Annotated in this window: 15 protein-coding genes and 3 pseudogenes; 12 read left to right on the top strand and 6 right to left on the bottom strand. The window is 38.4% G+C overall.

The features are described from left to right. Positions 1 to 196: 196 nt before the first annotated feature. Positions 197 to 1043: pseudogene (locus tag AAZO_RS14575) on the bottom strand (stage II sporulation protein M). 127 nt (positions 1044 to 1170) lie between these two features. Here AAZO_RS14575 and AAZO_RS35440 point away from each other — a divergent pair. The 5 genes and pseudogenes from AAZO_RS35440 (at position 1171) to AAZO_RS43825 (ending at position 4242) form a co-directional block, all read left to right on the top strand. After that, the gene (locus tag AAZO_RS35440) at positions 1171 to 1428 is read left to right on the top strand and encodes a hypothetical protein (protein ID WP_049790737.1); all 258 of its coding nucleotides are present in this window, start codon (positions 1171 to 1173) and stop codon (positions 1426 to 1428) included. A 117-nt stretch (positions 1429 to 1545) separates the two neighbouring features. Then, positions 1546 to 1815, top strand: a complete 270-nt coding sequence (locus AAZO_RS35435; protein WP_187289492.1) for a glycerophosphoryl diester phosphodiesterase membrane domain-containing protein — start codon at positions 1546 to 1548, stop codon at positions 1813 to 1815. Positions 1816 to 2043: 228 nt separating this feature from the next. Continuing rightward, positions 2044 to 2975 (top strand): annotated as a pseudogene (locus tag AAZO_RS30545) (IS701 family transposase). 81 nt (positions 2976 to 3056) lie between these two features. After that, entirely contained in the window at positions 3057 to 3281 is a 225-nt protein-coding gene (locus tag AAZO_RS14555; RefSeq protein ID WP_041640513.1) for a hypothetical protein, read from the top strand. A 216-nt stretch (positions 3282 to 3497) separates the two neighbouring features. Beyond that, positions 3498 to 4242: pseudogene (locus AAZO_RS43825) on the top strand (RDD family protein). A 99-nt stretch (positions 4243 to 4341) separates the two neighbouring features. Here AAZO_RS43825 and AAZO_RS14545 read toward each other — a convergent pair. Further along, positions 4342 to 5130, bottom strand: coding sequence for a hypothetical protein (locus AAZO_RS14545; RefSeq protein WP_013191837.1), 789 nt, complete (start codon positions 5128 to 5130; stop codon positions 4342 to 4344). Positions 5131 to 5625: 495 nt separating this feature from the next. Here AAZO_RS14545 and AAZO_RS41460 point away from each other — a divergent pair, with 495 nt between their 5' ends. From AAZO_RS41460 to AAZO_RS26820, 3 genes are all read left to right on the top strand, one after another. Beyond that, positions 5626 to 5751 carry a hypothetical protein gene (locus AAZO_RS41460; RefSeq protein WP_266885215.1) on the top strand — a complete coding sequence of 42 codons (126 nt, stop codon included), beginning with the start codon at positions 5626 to 5628 and terminating at the stop codon, positions 5749 to 5751. Between the two features lie 316 nt (positions 5752 to 6067). Beyond that, the gene (locus AAZO_RS26825; RefSeq protein WP_144031309.1) at positions 6068 to 6280 is read left to right on the top strand and encodes a hypothetical protein; all 213 of its coding nucleotides are present in this window, start codon (positions 6068 to 6070) and stop codon (positions 6278 to 6280) included. A 4-nt stretch (positions 6281 to 6284) separates the two neighbouring features. Beyond that, positions 6285 to 6575: an IS66 family transposase gene (locus tag AAZO_RS26820; RefSeq protein WP_049790733.1), complete on the top strand. Its 291-nt coding sequence runs from the start codon at positions 6285 to 6287 to the stop codon at positions 6573 to 6575. Positions 6576 to 7497: 922 nt separating this feature from the next. On the opposite strand, the gene AAZO_RS14535 is transcribed toward AAZO_RS26820, so the two are convergent. Next, on the bottom strand, positions 7498 to 9693 hold the full coding sequence (locus AAZO_RS14535; protein ID WP_013191835.1) for a hypothetical protein: 2196 nt from the start codon (positions 9691 to 9693) through the stop codon (positions 7498 to 7500). Between the two features lie 99 nt (positions 9694 to 9792). Between AAZO_RS14535 and AAZO_RS14530 the strand changes: the two genes are divergently transcribed. Then, positions 9793 to 11094 (top strand): proton extrusion protein PcxA, encoded by a 1302-nt coding sequence (locus tag AAZO_RS14530; protein ID WP_013191834.1) that lies wholly within the window; start codon positions 9793 to 9795, stop codon positions 11092 to 11094. 146 nt (positions 11095 to 11240) lie between these two features. Next, positions 11241 to 11480: a hypothetical protein gene (locus tag AAZO_RS26815; protein WP_049790732.1), complete on the top strand. Its 240-nt coding sequence runs from the start codon at positions 11241 to 11243 to the stop codon at positions 11478 to 11480. 419 nt (positions 11481 to 11899) lie between these two features. Here AAZO_RS26815 and modB read toward each other — a convergent pair whose 3' ends face one another. Next, positions 11900 to 13708: a molybdate ABC transporter permease subunit gene (gene modB, locus AAZO_RS14520; protein WP_013191833.1), complete on the bottom strand. Its 1809-nt coding sequence runs from the start codon at positions 13706 to 13708 to the stop codon at positions 11900 to 11902. A 117-nt stretch (positions 13709 to 13825) separates the two neighbouring features. Beyond that, on the bottom strand, positions 13826 to 14176 hold the full coding sequence (gene patD / locus AAZO_RS14515) for a heterocyst frequency control protein PatD (protein WP_041643175.1): 351 nt from the start codon (positions 14174 to 14176) through the stop codon (positions 13826 to 13828). A 592-nt stretch (positions 14177 to 14768) separates the two neighbouring features. On the opposite strand from patD, the gene AAZO_RS14510 reads away from it, so the two are divergent. Further along, on the top strand, positions 14769 to 17045 hold the full coding sequence (locus AAZO_RS14510; RefSeq protein ID WP_013191831.1) for a RelA/SpoT family protein: 2277 nt from the start codon (positions 14769 to 14771) through the stop codon (positions 17043 to 17045). Positions 17046 to 17442: 397 nt separating this feature from the next. Here the strand turns inward: AAZO_RS14510 and AAZO_RS14505 are convergent, their stop codons facing one another. Then, the gene (locus AAZO_RS14505) at positions 17443 to 17652 is read right to left on the bottom strand and encodes a hypothetical protein (protein WP_013191830.1); all 210 of its coding nucleotides are present in this window, start codon (positions 17650 to 17652) and stop codon (positions 17443 to 17445) included. Positions 17653 to 18093: 441 nt separating this feature from the next. On the opposite strand from AAZO_RS14505, the gene AAZO_RS14500 reads away from it, so the two are divergent. Next, on the top strand, positions 18094 to 18624 hold the full coding sequence (locus AAZO_RS14500) for a peroxiredoxin (RefSeq protein WP_013191829.1): 531 nt from the start codon (positions 18094 to 18096) through the stop codon (positions 18622 to 18624). Positions 18625 to 18670: the final 46 nt, after the last annotated feature.

Below are 18670 nucleotides of genomic sequence, written 5' to 3'. Positions count from 1 at the left end.
GAATTAATTTTATGTTACAATCAGAGTATATCTTTATTTTAGCCAAAAGTTTAGAGTTACACAATTATGTTTGAATTAGCGGGTGCAAAGAACACCAAAAATACATAAAACCTAGAACTACCTATCAGACCACAAAAACAATTTTGCAAGAGGCCTATTATTACTAATTATCGAATTCACGTTATTTTATTTTCCCCTACACCCTTGCATTTTTGCGACTACAATACATAATCAAAAGGATAAATAATCCCATCCCTACTAAATATTTAATTGGGTCTGGAATAGTGGGACCAGGTGATACAAAGCCTTCACTGATACCAGTAATAATTAGCATAGGCACAATCCCAAATACCAATTTGGCAGGTAGAGAACCACAATATTTAGTCCCATCTCGACGGCGTTACTTACCAAGAAGTAAGATTGCTTTTGCTATTAATAATCCTGACCCACCTGCAAGAAAAATGGTAGGTAATTCCAAAGAACCGTGAGGAAATACAAATGCCCAAATATAGATAAGCTAGATTATTTTGACCTACTAAAGAGCCAGTTGCACCAATTAATAAACCATTAAATATTATTAATCATAATGCGGCTGGATGCTAGAGATTCCATCCCAAGTATTGAAACCATCCACAATTCATGCTTATCTCGCACCTGGGAAATCAATCTTTCTTTCGGGTACTATGAGCGACATAAAGCCGGGATCTTGCGACGCATACCACCAAGCTACCAAAGCTCCAAGAATAAACATAGTTATGGCGATCACTAATGGAAATGTTTGCTGCACTACAGCCGGAAATCCATGACGGTAAAATCCTGTGATCGCCTACCATTCTTGTTTGCGAGAACCTTGGTAAATTTGTGTACAAGCACGAGTTGTCAAGGATTGTAAACTTTGGATTAAAGTATTTCCGACTTTTTGGGTATGAGCGCGGGCTAAATCTGCGGCTACGAAACGATACAAGCTCGCTACTTCTCTAATTTCCCCTGACTGTAGTGATCTTAACCGATTCTCTTCAACTTTGTCTAATTATAGAGTCCAGACGCTGCCAATTTTATTCTCTTCGTCCTATCCAACGTTTAATATTCATAAAATTTACGGATACTGAGTTTAATTTACCTTCAGATAGCGACAAATCACGCTCCAAAAATCAAGGAACATTTACCACTATGTATGAAAACAGGCGTTTTCCCAGTGCGGCTGAACCATTGAGTATGGATAACGTAGTCAGTGCGGCAGTTCGTTTATATCGTCCTCATCTCAAAACTTATCTGCAAATAGCATTTACTGCTCACTTCTGGGCTTTAGTTCCTATCTATGGCTGGGCAAAATATGCGGCAATTTCTGGACTCATTTCCCCTTTAGCCTTTGAAGAACTGACAAACCAACCGGAAAGTGTTGAAGATGCTAGGAGTCACTTTAATTGACATTTATGGTCATCTTGGGGAATTTATTTTCGGGTAGGTATTTATGTAGGGTTAGTGTATCTGGGATTAGCGATCCCAGGTTTTATAACTGTTGGTGTGTTAGGAGTAGTATTGAATATGATATTAGATCGTGGAGGAGCGATCATCACAACCACTTTAGTTACTATTTTGATGGTTATTATTCTTGTAATGGGACTAACTTGCTTCTATCCTCGTTGGGTAATAGCTGAAGTACCATTGGCAGTTGAAGAAAATATCAATGCTAGTGAGAGTGTTAAGAGAAGTTGGGAGTTAACTAAAGCCTTAGCTTTCCGTATTCAAGGGGTGGTGATATTTGCGGGTCTTGTGACATTGCCAATTGTGTTTTTATTTAATTACAGGACTTAGGCAACTGGCACAAGCGATGGGTGAAATATAGTACTTCGGTATTAAATAAATCGGATACCGAAAGCTTTATGAACCCATAAGAAGTAGCTGCAACAGGAAACATTATGGAAATATTCATGAGAAAATAGGTAGGAGATTGTATTAGATGAATGTTGCTGACGGTCATGAGATTTACTAAACTTGATTACTGCCAATACTGATTACTGCCAATACTCATGAAGTAGTCAAATTAATTATAGAATTACTAATTTAGCAGAGCATTTAGAAACTATTAGCCATGATGCAATTAACTTTTATTTAAAAACCGAAAAGTTAACATCTCCTTTACTATGGGATAAAGTGAAAGCGGTAGTAGAAGCTGATGGTAATGGGTACATCATACTATTTATAGTGTTTTAGACAAAAGATATTCTGAAGAAATAGAGATGGTGAGGAGACAATATAGTAGTGGTAATGAACATGGTATACTCAAGGGAATTGGTGTAGTCAGTTGTGTATATCTGAATACTAAAGTTCAAAGATTTGGGGTAATAGATTACCGCATTTTTAATGCTGATGTGGATGGTAAAACCAAGATAGACCATGTGAAAGATATGCTGCAAAACCTGGTGTATCATCAGCTTTTCCCCTTTGATACAGTTTTAATGGACACATGATATGCAGTAAACAGTTTAATGCTGTATATTGATAGCTTAGACAAAATTTATTATTACCCCTTAAAAAGGGATCGGTTAGTTGATGATACATTTGCCAAAGAAAAAGATAAACCTATTGAATTATTAGAAGAATGGAGTACTGAAGAGTTAGAATGTGGTAAAATTTTAAAAATTAAAGGGTTTCCCGCTCAGAAAAAAGTGAAACTATTCCGGGTTGCTGTTTCTACCAACAGAACAGACTATGTCGCTACTAACGATTTATTTCAAAGTTCTACGAATGTTGTACAAGAGGTGTGTGAAATTCGTTGGAAAATCTAGGATTTTCACTGAGGGATTAAACAAATAAGTGGCATTGAATCTTGTCAATTTCGTAAAGCTAGGCTTCAAAGAAATCATATTGCTTGTGCAGTGTTGGTTCGGATAAGATTAAAGAATCTAGGCTATCAAACTGGTCAAACTATTTATCAAAACAAGCATAGATTGCTTTCTAATTATTTAATTTAGCAACTAAAATGCCCAAGTCTTCCTATGTGCTTGGTTTGAGTTCAATTTTTGCGTGCCAGGGCTATATCCCGCCTGCTATTTGTGCCAGTTGCGTCAGTCCTGAATTATTTACCCAGTTTATCCTTGCTGCCAGTAGATGCTAGAACCAGTATCTACTGGCTTGTCTATGCTATTGCTATGGTAATCAGTTTGTTAGGAGGAATTTTTGTAATGCCATTCTGGCAATCAATGAAAGCTGTTTTATATTATGACTTGAGGAGTCGCCATGAGGGTTTAGGTTTGCAACTGCGCGATCACGCAATTTAACTGGAATTTCACTATCTTTAATTAATACTTAATAGTGCTGACCGCTGACTATGCGAATTTAATTTCTGCTGTGAATTCCTGCTTATTTATTGCTAACTGTGTTACGGTAGGAATATAAAGCCCTGGTAGGAATTTCGAATTTTCTTGGCGCAGCCTGCTGGCAGCCCTATTGTGTTAGCCTAGATCTTATAAAAGAAGCACTTTAAATTATTTAATATGCACCTATTCAATCGGATTAAATTCAGTACACCAGAAAGCGTTGAGTTAGAATTTACCTAGGCTGGAAGAGGAAGTAGGGCTTGGATGCTGATAATTGACTATAATATTTTGGGTTTGAGTTTAGCCATGTTGATCTTCGTCTGGGTCTAAATTTCAGCGCAGTTAATTTATATTGGACTTAGAGATTCTTGGAACAGGCTTCGGTTTCTGGATGACTGCGATGGCATTCTTGAGTCTATTCTTAATTTACACAGGTTATTTTGTCTTTTTTGAAACTATTTGGCAAGGACAAACTCCTGGTAAATACATTGCCAAAATTCGTATAGTCCGAGATGATGGTAGGCTTCTGAGCATAGAACAAGCTGGACTCCGGGCTTTAGTGCGTCCTATAGATGAGTCTTTGTTTATTGGGGCTCTTTTAATTATGTTCAACAAAAGTGAAAAGTGCCTCGGTGATTTAGTCGCAGGTACTATAGTAATTCAAGCCCAACCAGTAGCAACATCTGTAAATTTGACTATTTCAGAATAAGCAAAATCATTTCATATGAGTTTGCAAGAAATTCCCGATTTATCCCAATTATTACCAGATGATTTTGCTATTATTCGTGAATATTGACAGAGCCGTAATGGAATATCAAATAAAGGTAGGGTATCTTCTCTATCACTAAAATTATCTGAGCAGGTAGAATCTATCATTAACTTGGGAATTATGCCAGGCGATATTCCATCTGATGTTTTTTGAGAAGCTGTTTATTTAGCCTATCAACAACCAGAATTTTAGTCAGCAATCAGAAGTCAGGGAAATGGGGAGAATAACCACTGACAACTGACACCTGACAAATTAAAAATCTAAACTAGTCCAGTCTGGTTGACGATAATATTTTGTCATGTTATCAAACTTCCGCAACTCAACCCGATGGATTAAAATTTCTGGAAAACTTAACAGCCATTGTTGATTTAAATCAGACAACTGATTACTGAGTTTTATCCGGTCTAGTTCAGCAAAGATTTCACCGAAATAGCCTAATGTAATATGAGCAGTAAAGTGATAATGTTGCTCAATACCCAAGCCCATTAAGTTACGATTTTGGTAAATTAGCCGACGGAGTTGAATTATCTCCTCATAACAGCGTTCATCTTTGGGGATTAAACACACACCTATAGCCCTTGGCATCACTATCAGTCCTAGCATTTGCCAAGAAATCGGATCAGTAGCTTTGCTCCTCAACTGTTGATACTGGTTAAACAAATCACCCAAGCAAGAGTTTAACTCCTGTTCAAATTGGGGATTTTTTTCAGTGGCATGAACAAAAGCATGATCCCAAATCAAATCTGCAACAGTCAAATGAAAGCTTGCCGGAGGTACAGGTACAATTAAATCACAGTTGACTGGTAACTCCAACAGCGATCGCTGATAAGTCTCTATTTGTTTGTAAAAGGCTACATTTTCCCTATCTTCTCCTGCTGCTGGGGTTATCAGCGTATAGCCAGGAAAAGGAGCAGCTTCTCTAACTCCAGAATTCTCCCTAAATTTAGAAGATTCCTGGATATGCTGAACTTGGGTTCTGTAAAATTCTGGTAGCGTCATGCGTGCTACCCGATTTAAATAGGTTTGGTAGTTGTCGTCCAATCTTCTTAGCCTCGATCTCTCTTGATAGATTGTAGGGAAATTTACTCAATTTGACCAAGTTATTTTATGAAAGGTGTGTGGGAAACCTCATAATTAAAATCAGGGTTTTCAAATTAGGACATTGTATTTTTTCAACCAGACGCTATGCAAACATTAGAACTCTTGCAGAATTAATTTTATGTTCCAATTAATAGGCAGTTGTCTTTGTTTTACCCAAACGTCAAAGTTACACGGTTATGTTTGAATTAGCGATCCCAAAAAACACCAAAAATACATAGAATGTAAAAATTCCCTATCATAGCACATAAACGATTTTGTAAGAGGTCTACTATACAGCCAACACCGTAAGGATTCAGGTGGTGGGGTATTGACAAGTGTGATAGGAGAGGCAGAATATAGCAGTTATGGAAAAGAAGCTGCTACCAAAACTAGACAGAGAGATATTGAAGCAGTTGGGAACAGAGTAACTGGTAGAAATCAATCATTATTGACCAGGTGAAAAGTATAGAGAAGCGAACAAATAGAGTAGTAGAACTGGAAAAACAAATAGAGAAACTCAAAGTCAGTAGAGATTTAGAGACCATAACATTAACGGAAACCAGGAGGAGAACCAGGGCATAGGGGAGAAAGGAGAAAGGTGTTTGGTGGAGTAGATAGATTTTAGATAGTGGGACGGCAAGTGTGTGGATCGTGAGGTCAGGGGGAATTGTTTGGCGAACCAATAAAAATCCAAACACAACAAGTAGGGGACTTGGTGGACAGGCCAATCCAAATAGTAGAATATGAAAAATATGCGTAGACTTATAGTGTGTGTGGAGAAACACAAAGGGCACACTGGTCACAAGAGATAGTACCGGGACGAGATATAGGAATCACAGGACAAGCTTTTTTGGGATGGATCAATAACTAGGGCCATTGACCCTATGAAAAACAACACTTGTTGTTGTGGGAACTGGGTCAAATAGAAATTGGAGTGGGAACATTAGTAGGTACCAATGAAGGAATAGATGGTCCAGTGGCTCAAAGTATTTATAGCCTCAAACAGTGGATAAAACAAACCCAGCCTCATATCCTTGGGTATGAAACACCCTGGGTAGTTAAAGTGGTGAAACAATGGTTATGGATTTTTGCCAATAGTGACTTCCCTTGATTTTATGGGTCCTGATACTCCTTGTCCTGGCGAATTAGAATCCATTGTGGGTTCAAGTTACTCTGGTGTACTCATTTCTGATGACTTTATTGCCTATAACGCTTATCCGGTCACAGCTCAACAGAAATGTCAGGCACATCTACCCCGTCACTTCAAGACACTAATCAAGATTCCTGGCTTCAATCACCAAGAAATTGGCACAAAATTCATCGACCTCATAGATGAAGGTTTTAAGATGAAGGTTTTAAAAACTACCCTTTATTCCAACAAACCTAAAACCTTCATAAATTCTTGACTTGGCCATCCTAGTTTCAACCAAAAGTTGAATCTTCCATTCATTCATTGATCAAGCCCCAGGGGAACCTGGTAAACTTTTACCTTCCTTAGGCAATAGACCTTGATTATAACTTAGCTGAACCAAGGTTACATTTAGCACTGAAACAACGAAAAGTCTGTGGTAGTTCTATTTCTCTGGCGCTATTCCAGCATACTGCCAATTGATTGACTGTTACACAAACTTGTCGCCGTCAAGCACTTTCTCTAATTGAGTTTTTTGACCAACCTATGAAAGCTATGGTTCACTCTGCTTTCCATAGACCTTTTTTAATCCCTCTACCTTAGACCTGAATCCTTTCTTTTATCCTGAATTTATTGTCAATACTTACGAGTTCCCAGTTGTTGGCAATTTTTATTGTATTGTCTATTTTTAGAGTTACGCATGTAGTACATAATGAAGTGCGGAATGTGGGTTTTAGGTGATGATTTATTCACCTTTTTCGATGTGTATTCCTACTACACCTTTAGGTACCAATTGTTGGATTTGTTCTGAAAGTTGCATGACTACTAATTCCCTTGCATCTTGAAAGCGTTGGGTAAACTGTGTTAATTCTTGGTTGGGTCTACCTTGGACAAAAAGATGATTCCAAATAGAGTACTCATTAAGGTGCAGGTGGTGTGATCGCTATGTAAATAATAAGAACAAGCACCAAATAACAATCCTTTTGGCCAATATCCAGCTTGACGCAGTTGCCAAAATTCATGTCCACTTAAATCACTGCTAAAAGGCCTTGTTGTGGGAGGACGACTAGAAACACCAATGGCTGTCCCAATAGCATTAAATTCGTGCTTGGTCGAAATTATTTGTCATTGAACAAGCATTTTTAGCTAATTGCAATGATCTTCATTTAACACATTCACGGTTAAATTGAGGTAATCATTTAGGAAATATTAACTGTCCCACAAGCATGAACTAAAGGTAATAGGGGACCCATTTGTTCCTGTCCATTGACGGCTAAATTACTGTGACATAAAAAAATTTTCTCACCAACACGCGCCAGTAAATCTGCTATTATGCGGTGTAATCTTTGTGTTTGGGCTTTTTGTTCATTGGCTGCTGTCCAAGGTTCACCTAATCTATCTTGCAAGAACAAAGTAGCACCGTATAAAGTGGCTGCACCGCCTTTAGCCCAGAGCGGTGAACCTGCATCTAGCCAAAAATGCCATTGGTGATTTCTGCGACTAGCACGGTATTGGAAGATGGTTGCTAAGGTAACGGCTTTTCTGGTATTCCCGATGGGATGTAAGGGGTACGGGTTAGCTGTAATTGTACCACGGCGCAGGAGTTGAATAAATTCGGCGATCACATTGGTAAGTTCCGCTCGTTGTAAGTCAGTTTGTTTTAATCTTGTATCTACTTCCCAGTAATGTTGGGCGGTTTCTAATAGTTCTCGCAGTGCTGCTAGTTGTTGATATTGGGGATTGCTATTTTTACAGAGAAAATTTTGAATTGCTAAATATAACAGGGAAATGGGAGTAGGGATAAGATGCTGTTCTTGTGGTGATCGCAGTAGGTATCGCTGTTTTTCAATCCACTGTAAAATATCTCCATAGGCTTGACTTGCCACGTAGCCAATTCTATCCCAGCGTTCAAAGGTTTTTACTTCTAGTAGGTGTGGGTTGTCTGGATGCGGTATAAAACAGTAATCTGCAATTAACCCAGCGCGTACAGGATCAATCTTCGGTTGTGGGAATTCTTTTTTCTCTCCGTCTTCCCAAGTTACTAACTCTCCATCATGGCTATTACTCCAACTCAACACCACCAACATCTCTGCAACTTCATCCCGGTCTACAAGCCGTCCCAAGCCAGGGTAAACTAAAGCTAATAAGGTGAGTAAAGCTCTGATAGCTGCTGAACTAATTAAGGGGCGTTGGTCATTGAGAGATTCGACGGGAATATTTTGTTTAGTTAATATGTCGATGAAAGTATAACGTGCGATAGCATCTAACCCAGGTGCAATAATCGCCACTTCTTCCTGTTCCACTATTCCTGATTTTATCGCTTGAATAATCTCTTCTGCTGTTTTTCGCAAAAGTTGAGCGCGTGAAGAAGTTTGAATCAACTCCACAGACTTTGGTAAGCTCAACATCGCCATTGGTTCGGTGACTAATTCTAGCATCTGTGTAGTCAGTCGATACCCTAGGCTATTTTGTCGCGGACTGACTAAATTTTCTACCTGACAACGCCTTGCTAACCCTTCTAAATATTTGGGATCTGCACCTAAACCCCAGCGCACCGCCCCTTTTGGATTATAGCTAAACGCCCCAATCGCACCATTATCTAACAGAAACTCAAACAAATTACGGGCTATGGCTGGATATTCATCCACATCATCTGCTATAACTCTTTGATAACGTTGCATCAATTTTTGCTGATAATCACCATTAGTTAATAAATGCTGATTGTACAGTTCCGTTATCAGTCCATAACTCAAAAATCCCCTTTCTAAACACCAATTACGCCAATCTAACAGCAAAGAACCTAAAAGTTCTGGTTCTAAATTCCTGCCATTTTCTTCTAAACCTGTTTGCAATATATTCGCAATATCTTCACAAATTAACCCACCATAAGCTGCTAATTGCCACAAGTCCAATATCCGCCTAACTAAGCGATACTCATTCACACCTGCACGTTGCAAAGTTTCAGCATCTAATTGATAACGCCACAATTTGGTTGCTAATTCTTGCTCAGTTTCTGGGCGTAATCTGACCGGGAATTGTGCTTTAATTCGCAAAGATTCAATTAATAACGGCCAAAATAAAATTACCTCATCCTGAATAAACCCCACAGTTGTCTTAGCACGAATTGGGGATTTTCCTGAAGTCAAAGCGACAATATTATCACTTAAGAAACGGCGATTATTATCATTAGAAGCTAAAACCAAAACTCCTGGTTCTGTTTGTCGGAGATTTGCGGTTTTAATTGAGTTTTTACCCTTTTTATTATTTTGATTTTTCCTATAAAATAGTTCTGTATGTTGATTGCCAATTTGTACCCAATGACAAAACTGCTCGGCTAAACGAGTCGTCTTACCACTGCGGCTACTACCGACAATCCAAATAGAATCCAAAACCACAAAAAAACTCCTTATATAGTTGTTAGTATAACTTTTGCGTTAGCTTAAGTTCCATAATCACCAAACTATGTGAAATGATAATCGACGATGAGAAACTCTATGCTTGGTCAAAAAATATACCCTTTCCTATTAGCTGCTTACCGATGGTACTTGCTGACACCAGAACGCTCTTTAAATGAAGCTTATCAATCAGCCTTGAAAATTAAAGAACTCGAAGATAAGCATTTTAATAGTCAAAAAATATGCCCAGATTCTGCTATGTACAGTAGTAGTGTTATGGACTATTTTTATACAGAATTAAAGAAATTATTAAGAAATACTCAGATGCGGCTGACGGAATTTAAAGCCAGTCGTTGGTTTTCCAATGAATCTAAACAACAAGCAGCTGCTAAAACAGGCATAGAATATACAACTCCAGTTTTAGTTTTAGAAAAGCTAGAATTTATTGATCAGGTCATTACCAAATACACAGATGATGATTTAGAAAGAGATTCTACAAATTTAGTGCCTTCACCTAACATTGTAGCCGAAAATCAGATCATTACCCAACTAAATAGACCAATATTACCAGTTAAGAGCAACGATAGAGAACCCAAACGTAAAACTGATACTACAGGAGTTTTACCTCGTTCAATTTTAACTACCATTACTCGTCTACAGTCGGAATTAGATCCAAATTCTGAACAAGACGTAGTGAAAACTTTTAGACAAACACAAAAAAGAACAATTATCTCTATTCGCTTTATTTTATTACTCATCATCATACCACTGCTAACTCATCAAATAGCTAAAGCTGTATTTGTCGGTCCTTTAGTTGAGCATTTTAGAAGTGCAGAAGCCGTGGAAGTCTTTCTCAATGCAGAAATGGAAGAAGAAGCACTTGTAGAACTGCAAAGGTTTGAAGAAAGAATCAAATTTGAAAACTTAATTACTAATGCCCCAACGCTATCACCTGAAGTTCTAGAACGCCAGATGAAAGAGAAAGCACAGGAAATAGCAGAGGAGTTTTGGAGTCAAAGTTCTAATGCGATTAAAAATGTATTTGCAGATATTTTTTCCGTGGCTGCTTTTATCTGGCTGTTATTTATCAGTAAGTCTTCTATTTCCGTTCTCAAAGATTTCTTGGATCATATAGTATATGGATTAAGTGATAGCGCCAAAGCATTTATTATTATATTGTTTACTGATGTATTTGTCGGCTTTCACTCTCCTCACGGTTGGGAAGTAATTCTGGAAGGTTTATCACGACACTGGGGATTACCTGCTAATAGGGATTTTATCTTTTTATTCATTGCTACATTTCCCGTAATTTTAGATACTATATTCAAATATTGGATTTTCCGTTACTTAAATCGCATTTCACCTTCTGCTGTTGCTACCTACCATAATATGAATGAATAAATTCGTAATTGGGAGCAGATCAACTAAAAAAAATCCTGACTCGTTCTTTCTTCTTCTCCCTCCTAACTACTGAACTCCTATGTTAATGTCATAAACAAGATATTTAACGTAACTCTCAGATTACCAATTTTTCCACAATTTTTTTCTTGGAAATAGCAGCGGTGAAAAATAAAAACATCAGTTCTCCAGAATGTCAAATCACAAAATGGGATTTAGCATTTGCCTTGAAAACTGAAGATACCAAAAACTCACCTATACTTGTCCAAAAAATTCCTGTTACTTGTTCTGAAAAGGATCTGTCTTGTTTACATGGGAGAACTTATGATAATGAACAGGATGAAATAACAGATAAAAAAGCGTTATTAAAATCTATTAACCAACGTTAGAAATACTTGAAAACTGATCGTGCTGCGACTGCTTATCAAAAATATAAAATCCCAGGAATTACAAGAGAGCCTGTTGATCAAAGCTTGCAGAGATTCAGATAATTAGTATTATCTACTAATTCTGCTCAAGAATTACACACAGGGAATGAAAAAGAGTTTGTATTTTATCAATCAATTGGGAAATCTAGTTAAGATACAGTTTTGTTTAGTGCATATTATGAACCATTAGGCCTTATGTATGAGTCCAAGATACAGGAGGCAAAATTAAAGGTTTTGGTAGGGTAGATTCTGTCTTTTGAGGTACTGCTGAAGTCGCAGGCGATTGCGCTGGTGTTACAGTTAGTGATGGATAGTTATCTTATTTATTGTTGAAACCTGACAAGTAATACCAATTCAAAATTCAAAGGGAAGTCACGAGACTATTCCATTAACATCAACCGCAAAGGTTCTAAATGTACATACCAAGGAAAAGGTAAGTTTTTGATTTTTACCCATTTTTCCTTATAAACTTCAGCTTGCAAGTGATGATCATGAACATTTCGAGCCGGAGAATGCAACTTTAAAAATAAGGTAATCCGGTGAGGTGTTTCACTGGTTCTGGCTAACCAACAGGGAAAAGTATTTTCCTGATATGGGTCATTGGTAAAAACAATTTGATGGGCGCGAATCCCGATATGAGATAATTTATTAGGAACTGATTCTACAACTTGGAGAGTACAATTCCAATCAATGGCTTCTAGCTGTTGGGATGATATACAAACAGCGCGAGAAAAGTTTTTACATCCAGTTATTTTAGCCACATTCATAGTAGCAGGGTGCTGAAAAATCTCATATTTAGAACCATGATGAGCTTCTTTACCATTTTCTAATACTAATAAATTGGCACAAAGCCGATATGCTTCTTCCATGTTATGAGTGACAAATAAAGTCACACCGGAATAATCAGTTAAAGTCTCTGTCATCTGTTGTTCTAACTGACTGCGTAGATGTGTATCAAGGGCGCAAAATGGCTCATCTAAGAGCAATCCTTCCGGTTGACTTGCCAAAGCCCTAGCTAAGGCTACTCTTTGTTGTTGTCCTCCAGAAAGTTGGTGAGGATAGCGATCACCTAATCCCTGTAGTTCCATTGCTATTAATTGTTTTTCTACCTCTAAATTAAGATTTCCACAAGATAATTTTTTTGGTAAACCAAAGGCGATATTCTGGGCCACATTTAGATGTGGAAATAAAGCATAATTCTGGAATAAAAATCCAATGCGACGGTTACGAACAGGAATATCAATTCCTTTTTTTGAATCAAATAAAACTTTATTATTTAATACAATTACTCCTTGTGTTGGTGTTTCTATCCCCGCAATGCAACGGAGAATCATACTTTTTCCTGCACCAGAAGCACCCAACAATCCTAATGGTTGACTATCTGTATTAAAAGCTACTTGGAGATGAAAATTTGCCAGTTTTTTTTCAATATCTATAAATAAGCCGGATGCAGAAGATCTGGAAGATGCAAGGAAAGATTGATTTTCTGGTTCTATTTGTTTATCTATTTCTTTATTTATGCTTCTAACTTTATGTTTTTGTTCTTGCCATAAGTTAGTTAAAATAATCCCGGATAGAGAAATTGCCACAATTGAGACCGCCCAAAACCAAGCTTCATTGATATCCCCAGCTTCCACAGCAAAATATATTGCCATCGGTACATTCTGCGTTTGTCCAGGAATGTTACCAGCTAACATCAAAGTTGCTCCAAATTCACCCAAAGCACGGGCAAAAGCTAATGTTACACCTGCTAAAATGCCAGGAAAAGCTAAAGGTAAACTAACCCGCCAAAATATTGTTAGTTCCTTAGCACCTAAAGTCCTCGCCACACGCAACAAATTAGCATCAATTTGTTCAAAAGATCCCAATGCAGTTTTATACATTAACGGGAATGAAACTACAGTTGCAGCTATAGCCGCACCATACCAAGTAAAAACTATTGTGAGGTTAAATAGTTCCATCAATTTACCAACCGGACCATTTCTACCAAAAAATAGCAACAACAAAAAACCAACAACTGTAGGTGGTAAAATCAACGGTGCAATAAAAATACCCTCGATGATAGATTTCCCTTTACCTCTATATCCGAACATCCAGTAAGCAGCACCAATACCCATAAAGAAGGTGATGAAAGTCGCTAGAAATGAAGTTTTCAGCGATATCCAAAGGGGTGATAAGTCCTGTGGCATAGTTTGTATATTTCCAACTTAGTTCGTATTATAACAGGTAACAGGTGATTGGTGATTGATGATTGGGCGCAGGGGAGAAAATTAATAATTTGAATAACTGACAAATGATCACTAAATTCAACCTTCTGGTGCTTCCGATTGCATTATGGCATGGCAATATTGAATTAGAGTAGTGAGGCGATTGCTAATGGTTATAAGTCTCGCTTCTGCCGTTACAGACTGCCTTGCACCTTGGAAAAACATCACATCTATTTCCAGCAATCGCAGTTGCTTACTAATCTCCGTCTGATAAGACTGTTCACGCCAGTCCAGATCACATATAGGCACAATTTGCTGGACAAACCATTGCTGCAACTCGCGTAGATGCTGCCGTAAAAAAGGAGCACTTATTTGGTTTTGGGTGACATAAGAGCAGAATTGCTCCAGTAATGTGGAAAATTCTTGATATTTTTCAAGATACTGAGACATAACTCCTAACTCCTGATAGTATAGCGTGGCATAAGCCATACTCCTGAACTCCTTCTTTTAACTCCTACCTCCTATTAGTATTGCAAAATGTCATTGTTTTCCTAGACATTAGACATATTACGTCAAATCAGCTAACATTAGTTAATGAGTTCTGTTGTCAAACAAGCACTGAATGCAGCAGACTTGACTTCTGGAAAGTGAAAATCTACAAAAAGTTTCAACAGCTTTTAGCCAAGGGATAGAGGTTGTTATACTTCATCCTGTCAAGATGAAACTTCCAAACTAATTAACTGGATATTTGTCCAATATAATTAGCTACTATTAATGTGAAGAAAATTTTCTTTTAGAATAAAGCCTTTCATGGACTTAATCAAATTAGAAGCCTAGAATTATTCTCTCAGGCTTTGTTTGTCATATATGGATATTCTGTTTATGTGCCTGCACACCCTTAATGGATGATGTTCACAGGCAATTATACAGTCATCCTCACACTGTTTTTCCTACCTGTACTTGGGACAGCATCTTCTTTTGACGATGCTGTAATTTTCATCTATATCTCTATTATCCACCAAAAATTTATCTTTTCTCTTGTATGAGCAGCTTACTTCTTGATTCCTCAGTTCATGTCAGTCTTCCGGAATGGCTCAAGAAATGTTTACGAGAAACACCAGTAAAGACTAGCACAGCGGAAGATAACCGAATGCATAGCGATATTGCTTTGATTTGTCATGCTTTTCAATTTGCCTATCAACTGCATCAAGGTCAGTACCGCAAGTCTGGAGAAGCTTATATAGCTCATCCTGTAGCTGTAGCCGGATTGCTGCGTGATTTGGGAGGAAGTCCAGCTATGATAGGAGCTGGATTTCTTCATGATGTAGTGGAAGATACAGAAGTCACAATTGAAGAAATAGAAGAGCATTTTGGGGCTGAAGTCAGACAATTGGTAGAAGGTGTCACCAAGCTTTCTAAAATCAATTTCACCAGTAAAACTGAAAGCCAAGCGGAAAATTTCCGGCGAATGTTTTTGGCCATGGCGCAGGATATTCGGGTAATTGTGGTGAAGTTGGCAGACCGTTTGCATAATATGCGAACCTTGCAGTATATGTCAGAAGCTAGTCGTCGCCGTAGCGCCCAGGAAACACGAGATATCTTTGCACCTTTAGCTAATCGTTTGGGGATTTGGCGGGTTAAATGGGAATTGGAAGATTTGGCATTTAAGTATTTGGAACCTGATGCTTTCCGAGAAATTCAGCAGCACGTTTCTGAAAAACGAACCGCGCGGGAAGAAAAATTGGCTAGAGCTACGGAAGTGTTGCGGAAACGAATGCAACAGGCGGGAATCCAATGTTTGGATGTCAGCGGTCGTCCGAAACACCTTTATAGCATTTATCAAAAAATGCATCGTCAGCACAAAGAATTTCATGAAATTTATGATTTGGCTGCACTGCGAATTATTGTGCAAACTAATGAAGAATGCTATCGGGCGTTGGCTGTTGTTCATGATGCGTTTCGCCCGATACCAGGAAGATTCAAAGATTACATTGGGCTGCCTAAACCTAACCGTTACCAGTCCTTGCATACTGGGGTCATTGGTTTGACTGGCCGACCTTTGGAAGTGCAAATTCGGACAATGGAAATGCATCATGTTGCTGAGTATGGGATTGCTGCACATTGGAAGTATAAAGAAACCGGGGGTTCTACTAATAGCCAATTAACAGGAACAGATGAGAAGTTTACTTGGTTACGGCAACTATTAGAGTGGCAAAGTGATTTAAAAGATGCTCAAGAATACTTAGATAGTGTTAAAGACAATCTATTTGAAGATGATGTTTATGTCTTCACCCCAAAGGGGGATGTTGTTCCTCTAAGTCCCGGATCTACGAGTATAGATTTTGCTTATCGAATTCATACAGAGGTGGGAAATCATTGTGCAGGGGCGCGGGTCAATGGGCGCATCGTGCCATTATCGACGCGATTACACAATGGCGATATTGTTGATATTATTACTCAAAAGAATAGCCATCCTAGTTTGGATTGGTTGAATTTTGTCAGGACTTCGGCGGCGAAATATCGCATCAAACAATGGTACAAGCGATCGCGCCGGGAAGAAAATGTGTCACGAGGAAGAGATTTATTAGAGAAGGAACTCGGTAAAACTGGTTTTGATCACTTGCTGAAATCAAATGCAATGCATACTGTGGCTGAAAAGTGCAATTATCACAGTGTGGAAGATTTACTAGCAGGTTTAGGTTATGGAGAAATTACTTTAAACTTGGTGTTAAATCGCTGGCGGGATGTGGTGAAAGCACAACAACCGATGGCTGATGTTATGTCATTTATACTCAAGGAGTCAACATCCAAAACGTCGCGAGATACACCACCAATTACTTCTCGTGCTAGTGATTCACCTATTATTGGTGTAGAAGGTTTGCTTTATCATATAGCTGGATGTTGTACGCCGATTCCTGGGGAAGCGATTATAGGCGTAGTAACGCGGGGAAGAGGTATATCCATTCATCGTCAAGGATGTCATAATGTGGATAATGTGGAATGTGAGCGACTAGTACCAGTCAGATGGAATACTGCCATAGAAAATAGCGGTCGTCCTTACACTTATCCGGTGGATATTCAAATTGAGACTCTTGATAGAGTGGGAATATTGAAGGATATTTTATCGCGGTTGAGCGACCAAGGTATAAATGTGCGCCATGCTAATGTGAAAACAGCTTTGGGACAACCGGCACTGATGGATTTGGGAATTGATATTTGCGATCGCTCTCAATTAGAACACTTGTTTGTGCAAATTAAGAAAATGAGCGATATTCTTAACATTCGTCGCATTGGTCAAGTTGAAGATTCCCAAGTTTAGGGTGTAGGGTGTAGGGTGTATGGGAAAAAACGCCTTGTTTTTGACTTATCAAAAGCCCTGCACCCTCTATTGATCACTAAAATTACAGTAGGAGTCAGGAGTCAGGAGTCAGGAGTTAGGAGTTAGAAGTAAAACTCTCTTGCTGTCTAGTACAGTATGGCGTAAGTAAACCAACCATTCCAAATCACTGAAAAGCTCACACACAGCTTATACATTTTGGATTTTGTTGGCGCAGCCTGCTCTGCTGGAAGCACTATTTTTTTACCGTAGCTCTTCTGAAGGAAGCACTTTGAATTCATGGCGGTACTAGGTTTCGATTTAGATTCTGTACCTCATTGATCTCCAATCTTCTGTAAGGATATAAAAAATCATCATAATATTTAGCGATACATAATATTTAGCGATCGCAGGAGATTTGGTCTATTAACTGAATCGGACCTCTAATCACATGAAGTAATAGTCTATTGAGGGCTTCATCATCATTTATAAACTCATCTAAAATAGCTGCCATCAGTCCGTAGCGATCTGCTAAAATCAAAATTCCACTATCAGCAGAAGTCGCGATGATTTCTGAAACAGCACCAGGAAGAATTTTGATGTGGCGCATGGGGGTTTTCCTTTAACTTCATAATATTAATATCCCCTAGAACCTCTACCTTTGAAGTAATTGACTTAATCAAATAGTGGTAAGAATTATCAATCTTTTTGGTGATAACAACAGCAGTAAATAGGTGATGTCAATCACAATTAGTTATAAGTTATCAGTCTGTTCACTGTCAACTTTCACCTCATCATTGAGGAGTTACCGTCAAACCCTTAGAGTTTAAGGTTTCAATAATTGAACCTGCTTGTTCCTGCATGATTCTAGGTTTGCCTAGAAATTTTTAACCTCATTACAGGTTATCATATTCATCAATTAACAAAATATTTAATTTTTAAAATTAAATGAGTGTTTATGCTTACTGCTCATTGCTTGAGTAAAAAGTATTGTGAGATACATCGCCAGAGACCAAACATAATTTCACACATCAAAATTTCAGAGGTTAATATGGCTTTGATCGCAACCGTTCCTAGTGTCGTGTTCAAAACGCGTGTCCGTGACGAGTCCATTGGTAGACCCAACCCTTTCCGCTGGCAAGATCGCACCACAGAAGAACTGTTTGCTGGCAAGCGTGTAGTTGTATTTTCATTACCTGGAGCTTTTACTCCCACCTGTTCCACCTCACATCTGCCCCCCTATGAGGAACTCTACAAAGAATTTCAAGCATTGGGGGTAGATAGCGTTATTTGTATATCTGTAAATGATGCTTTTGTTATGTACCAATGGGGTAAACAACAAGGCGCTGAGAACGTCTTTTTATTACCTGATGGGAATGGCGAATTTACTCGTAAAATGGGAATGTTAGTTGACAAATCTAACCTGGGCTTTGGAATGCGTTCTTGGCGCTACTCAATGGTAGTAAATGATGGCAAAATTGAAAAGATGTTCATTGAGCCAGGTTTGGATGACAACTGTCCCAGCGATCCCTTTGAAGTTTCAGATGCAGACACCATGTTAAAGTACCTCAAAAGTGTGTAATTCGTGATTGAAGCTAGGGGGCGGAAACATATATTATGCTCCGCAT

This window comes from 'Nostoc azollae' 0708 (assembly GCF_000196515.1).
Taxonomy (GTDB): domain Bacteria; phylum Cyanobacteriota; class Cyanobacteriia; order Cyanobacteriales; family Nostocaceae; genus Trichormus_B; species Trichormus_B azollae.
This window is presented reverse-complemented; position numbering and strand designations above follow the sequence as displayed.

Bases quoted from the DNA above. Each gene is read 5' to 3' on its own strand.
- AAZO_RS35440 (WP_049790737.1), top strand. From the start codon at position 1,171: ATGTATGAAAACAGGCGTTTTCCCAGTGCGGCTGAACCATTGAGTATG.
- AAZO_RS35435 (WP_187289492.1), top strand. From the start codon at position 1,546: ATGATATTAGATCGTGGAGGAGCGATCATCACAACCACTTTAGTTACT.
- AAZO_RS26820 (WP_049790733.1), top strand. From the start codon at position 6,285: ATGGGTCCTGATACTCCTTGTCCTGGCGAATTAGAATCCATTGTGGGT.
- AAZO_RS14530 (WP_013191834.1), top strand. From the start codon at position 9,793: ATGCTTGGTCAAAAAATATACCCTTTCCTATTAGCTGCTTACCGATGG.
- modB (WP_013191833.1), bottom strand. From the start codon at position 13,708: ATGCCACAGGACTTATCACCCCTTTGGATATCGCTGAAAACTTCATTT.
- patD (WP_041643175.1), bottom strand. From the start codon at position 14,176: ATGTCTCAGTATCTTGAAAAATATCAAGAATTTTCCACATTACTGGAG.
- AAZO_RS14510 (WP_013191831.1), top strand. From the start codon at position 14,769: ATGAGCAGCTTACTTCTTGATTCCTCAGTTCATGTCAGTCTTCCGGAA.
- AAZO_RS14505 (WP_013191830.1), bottom strand. From the start codon at position 17,652: ATGCGCCACATCAAAATTCTTCCTGGTGCTGTTTCAGAAATCATCGCG.
- AAZO_RS14500 (WP_013191829.1), top strand. From the start codon at position 18,094: ATGGCTTTGATCGCAACCGTTCCTAGTGTCGTGTTCAAAACGCGTGTC.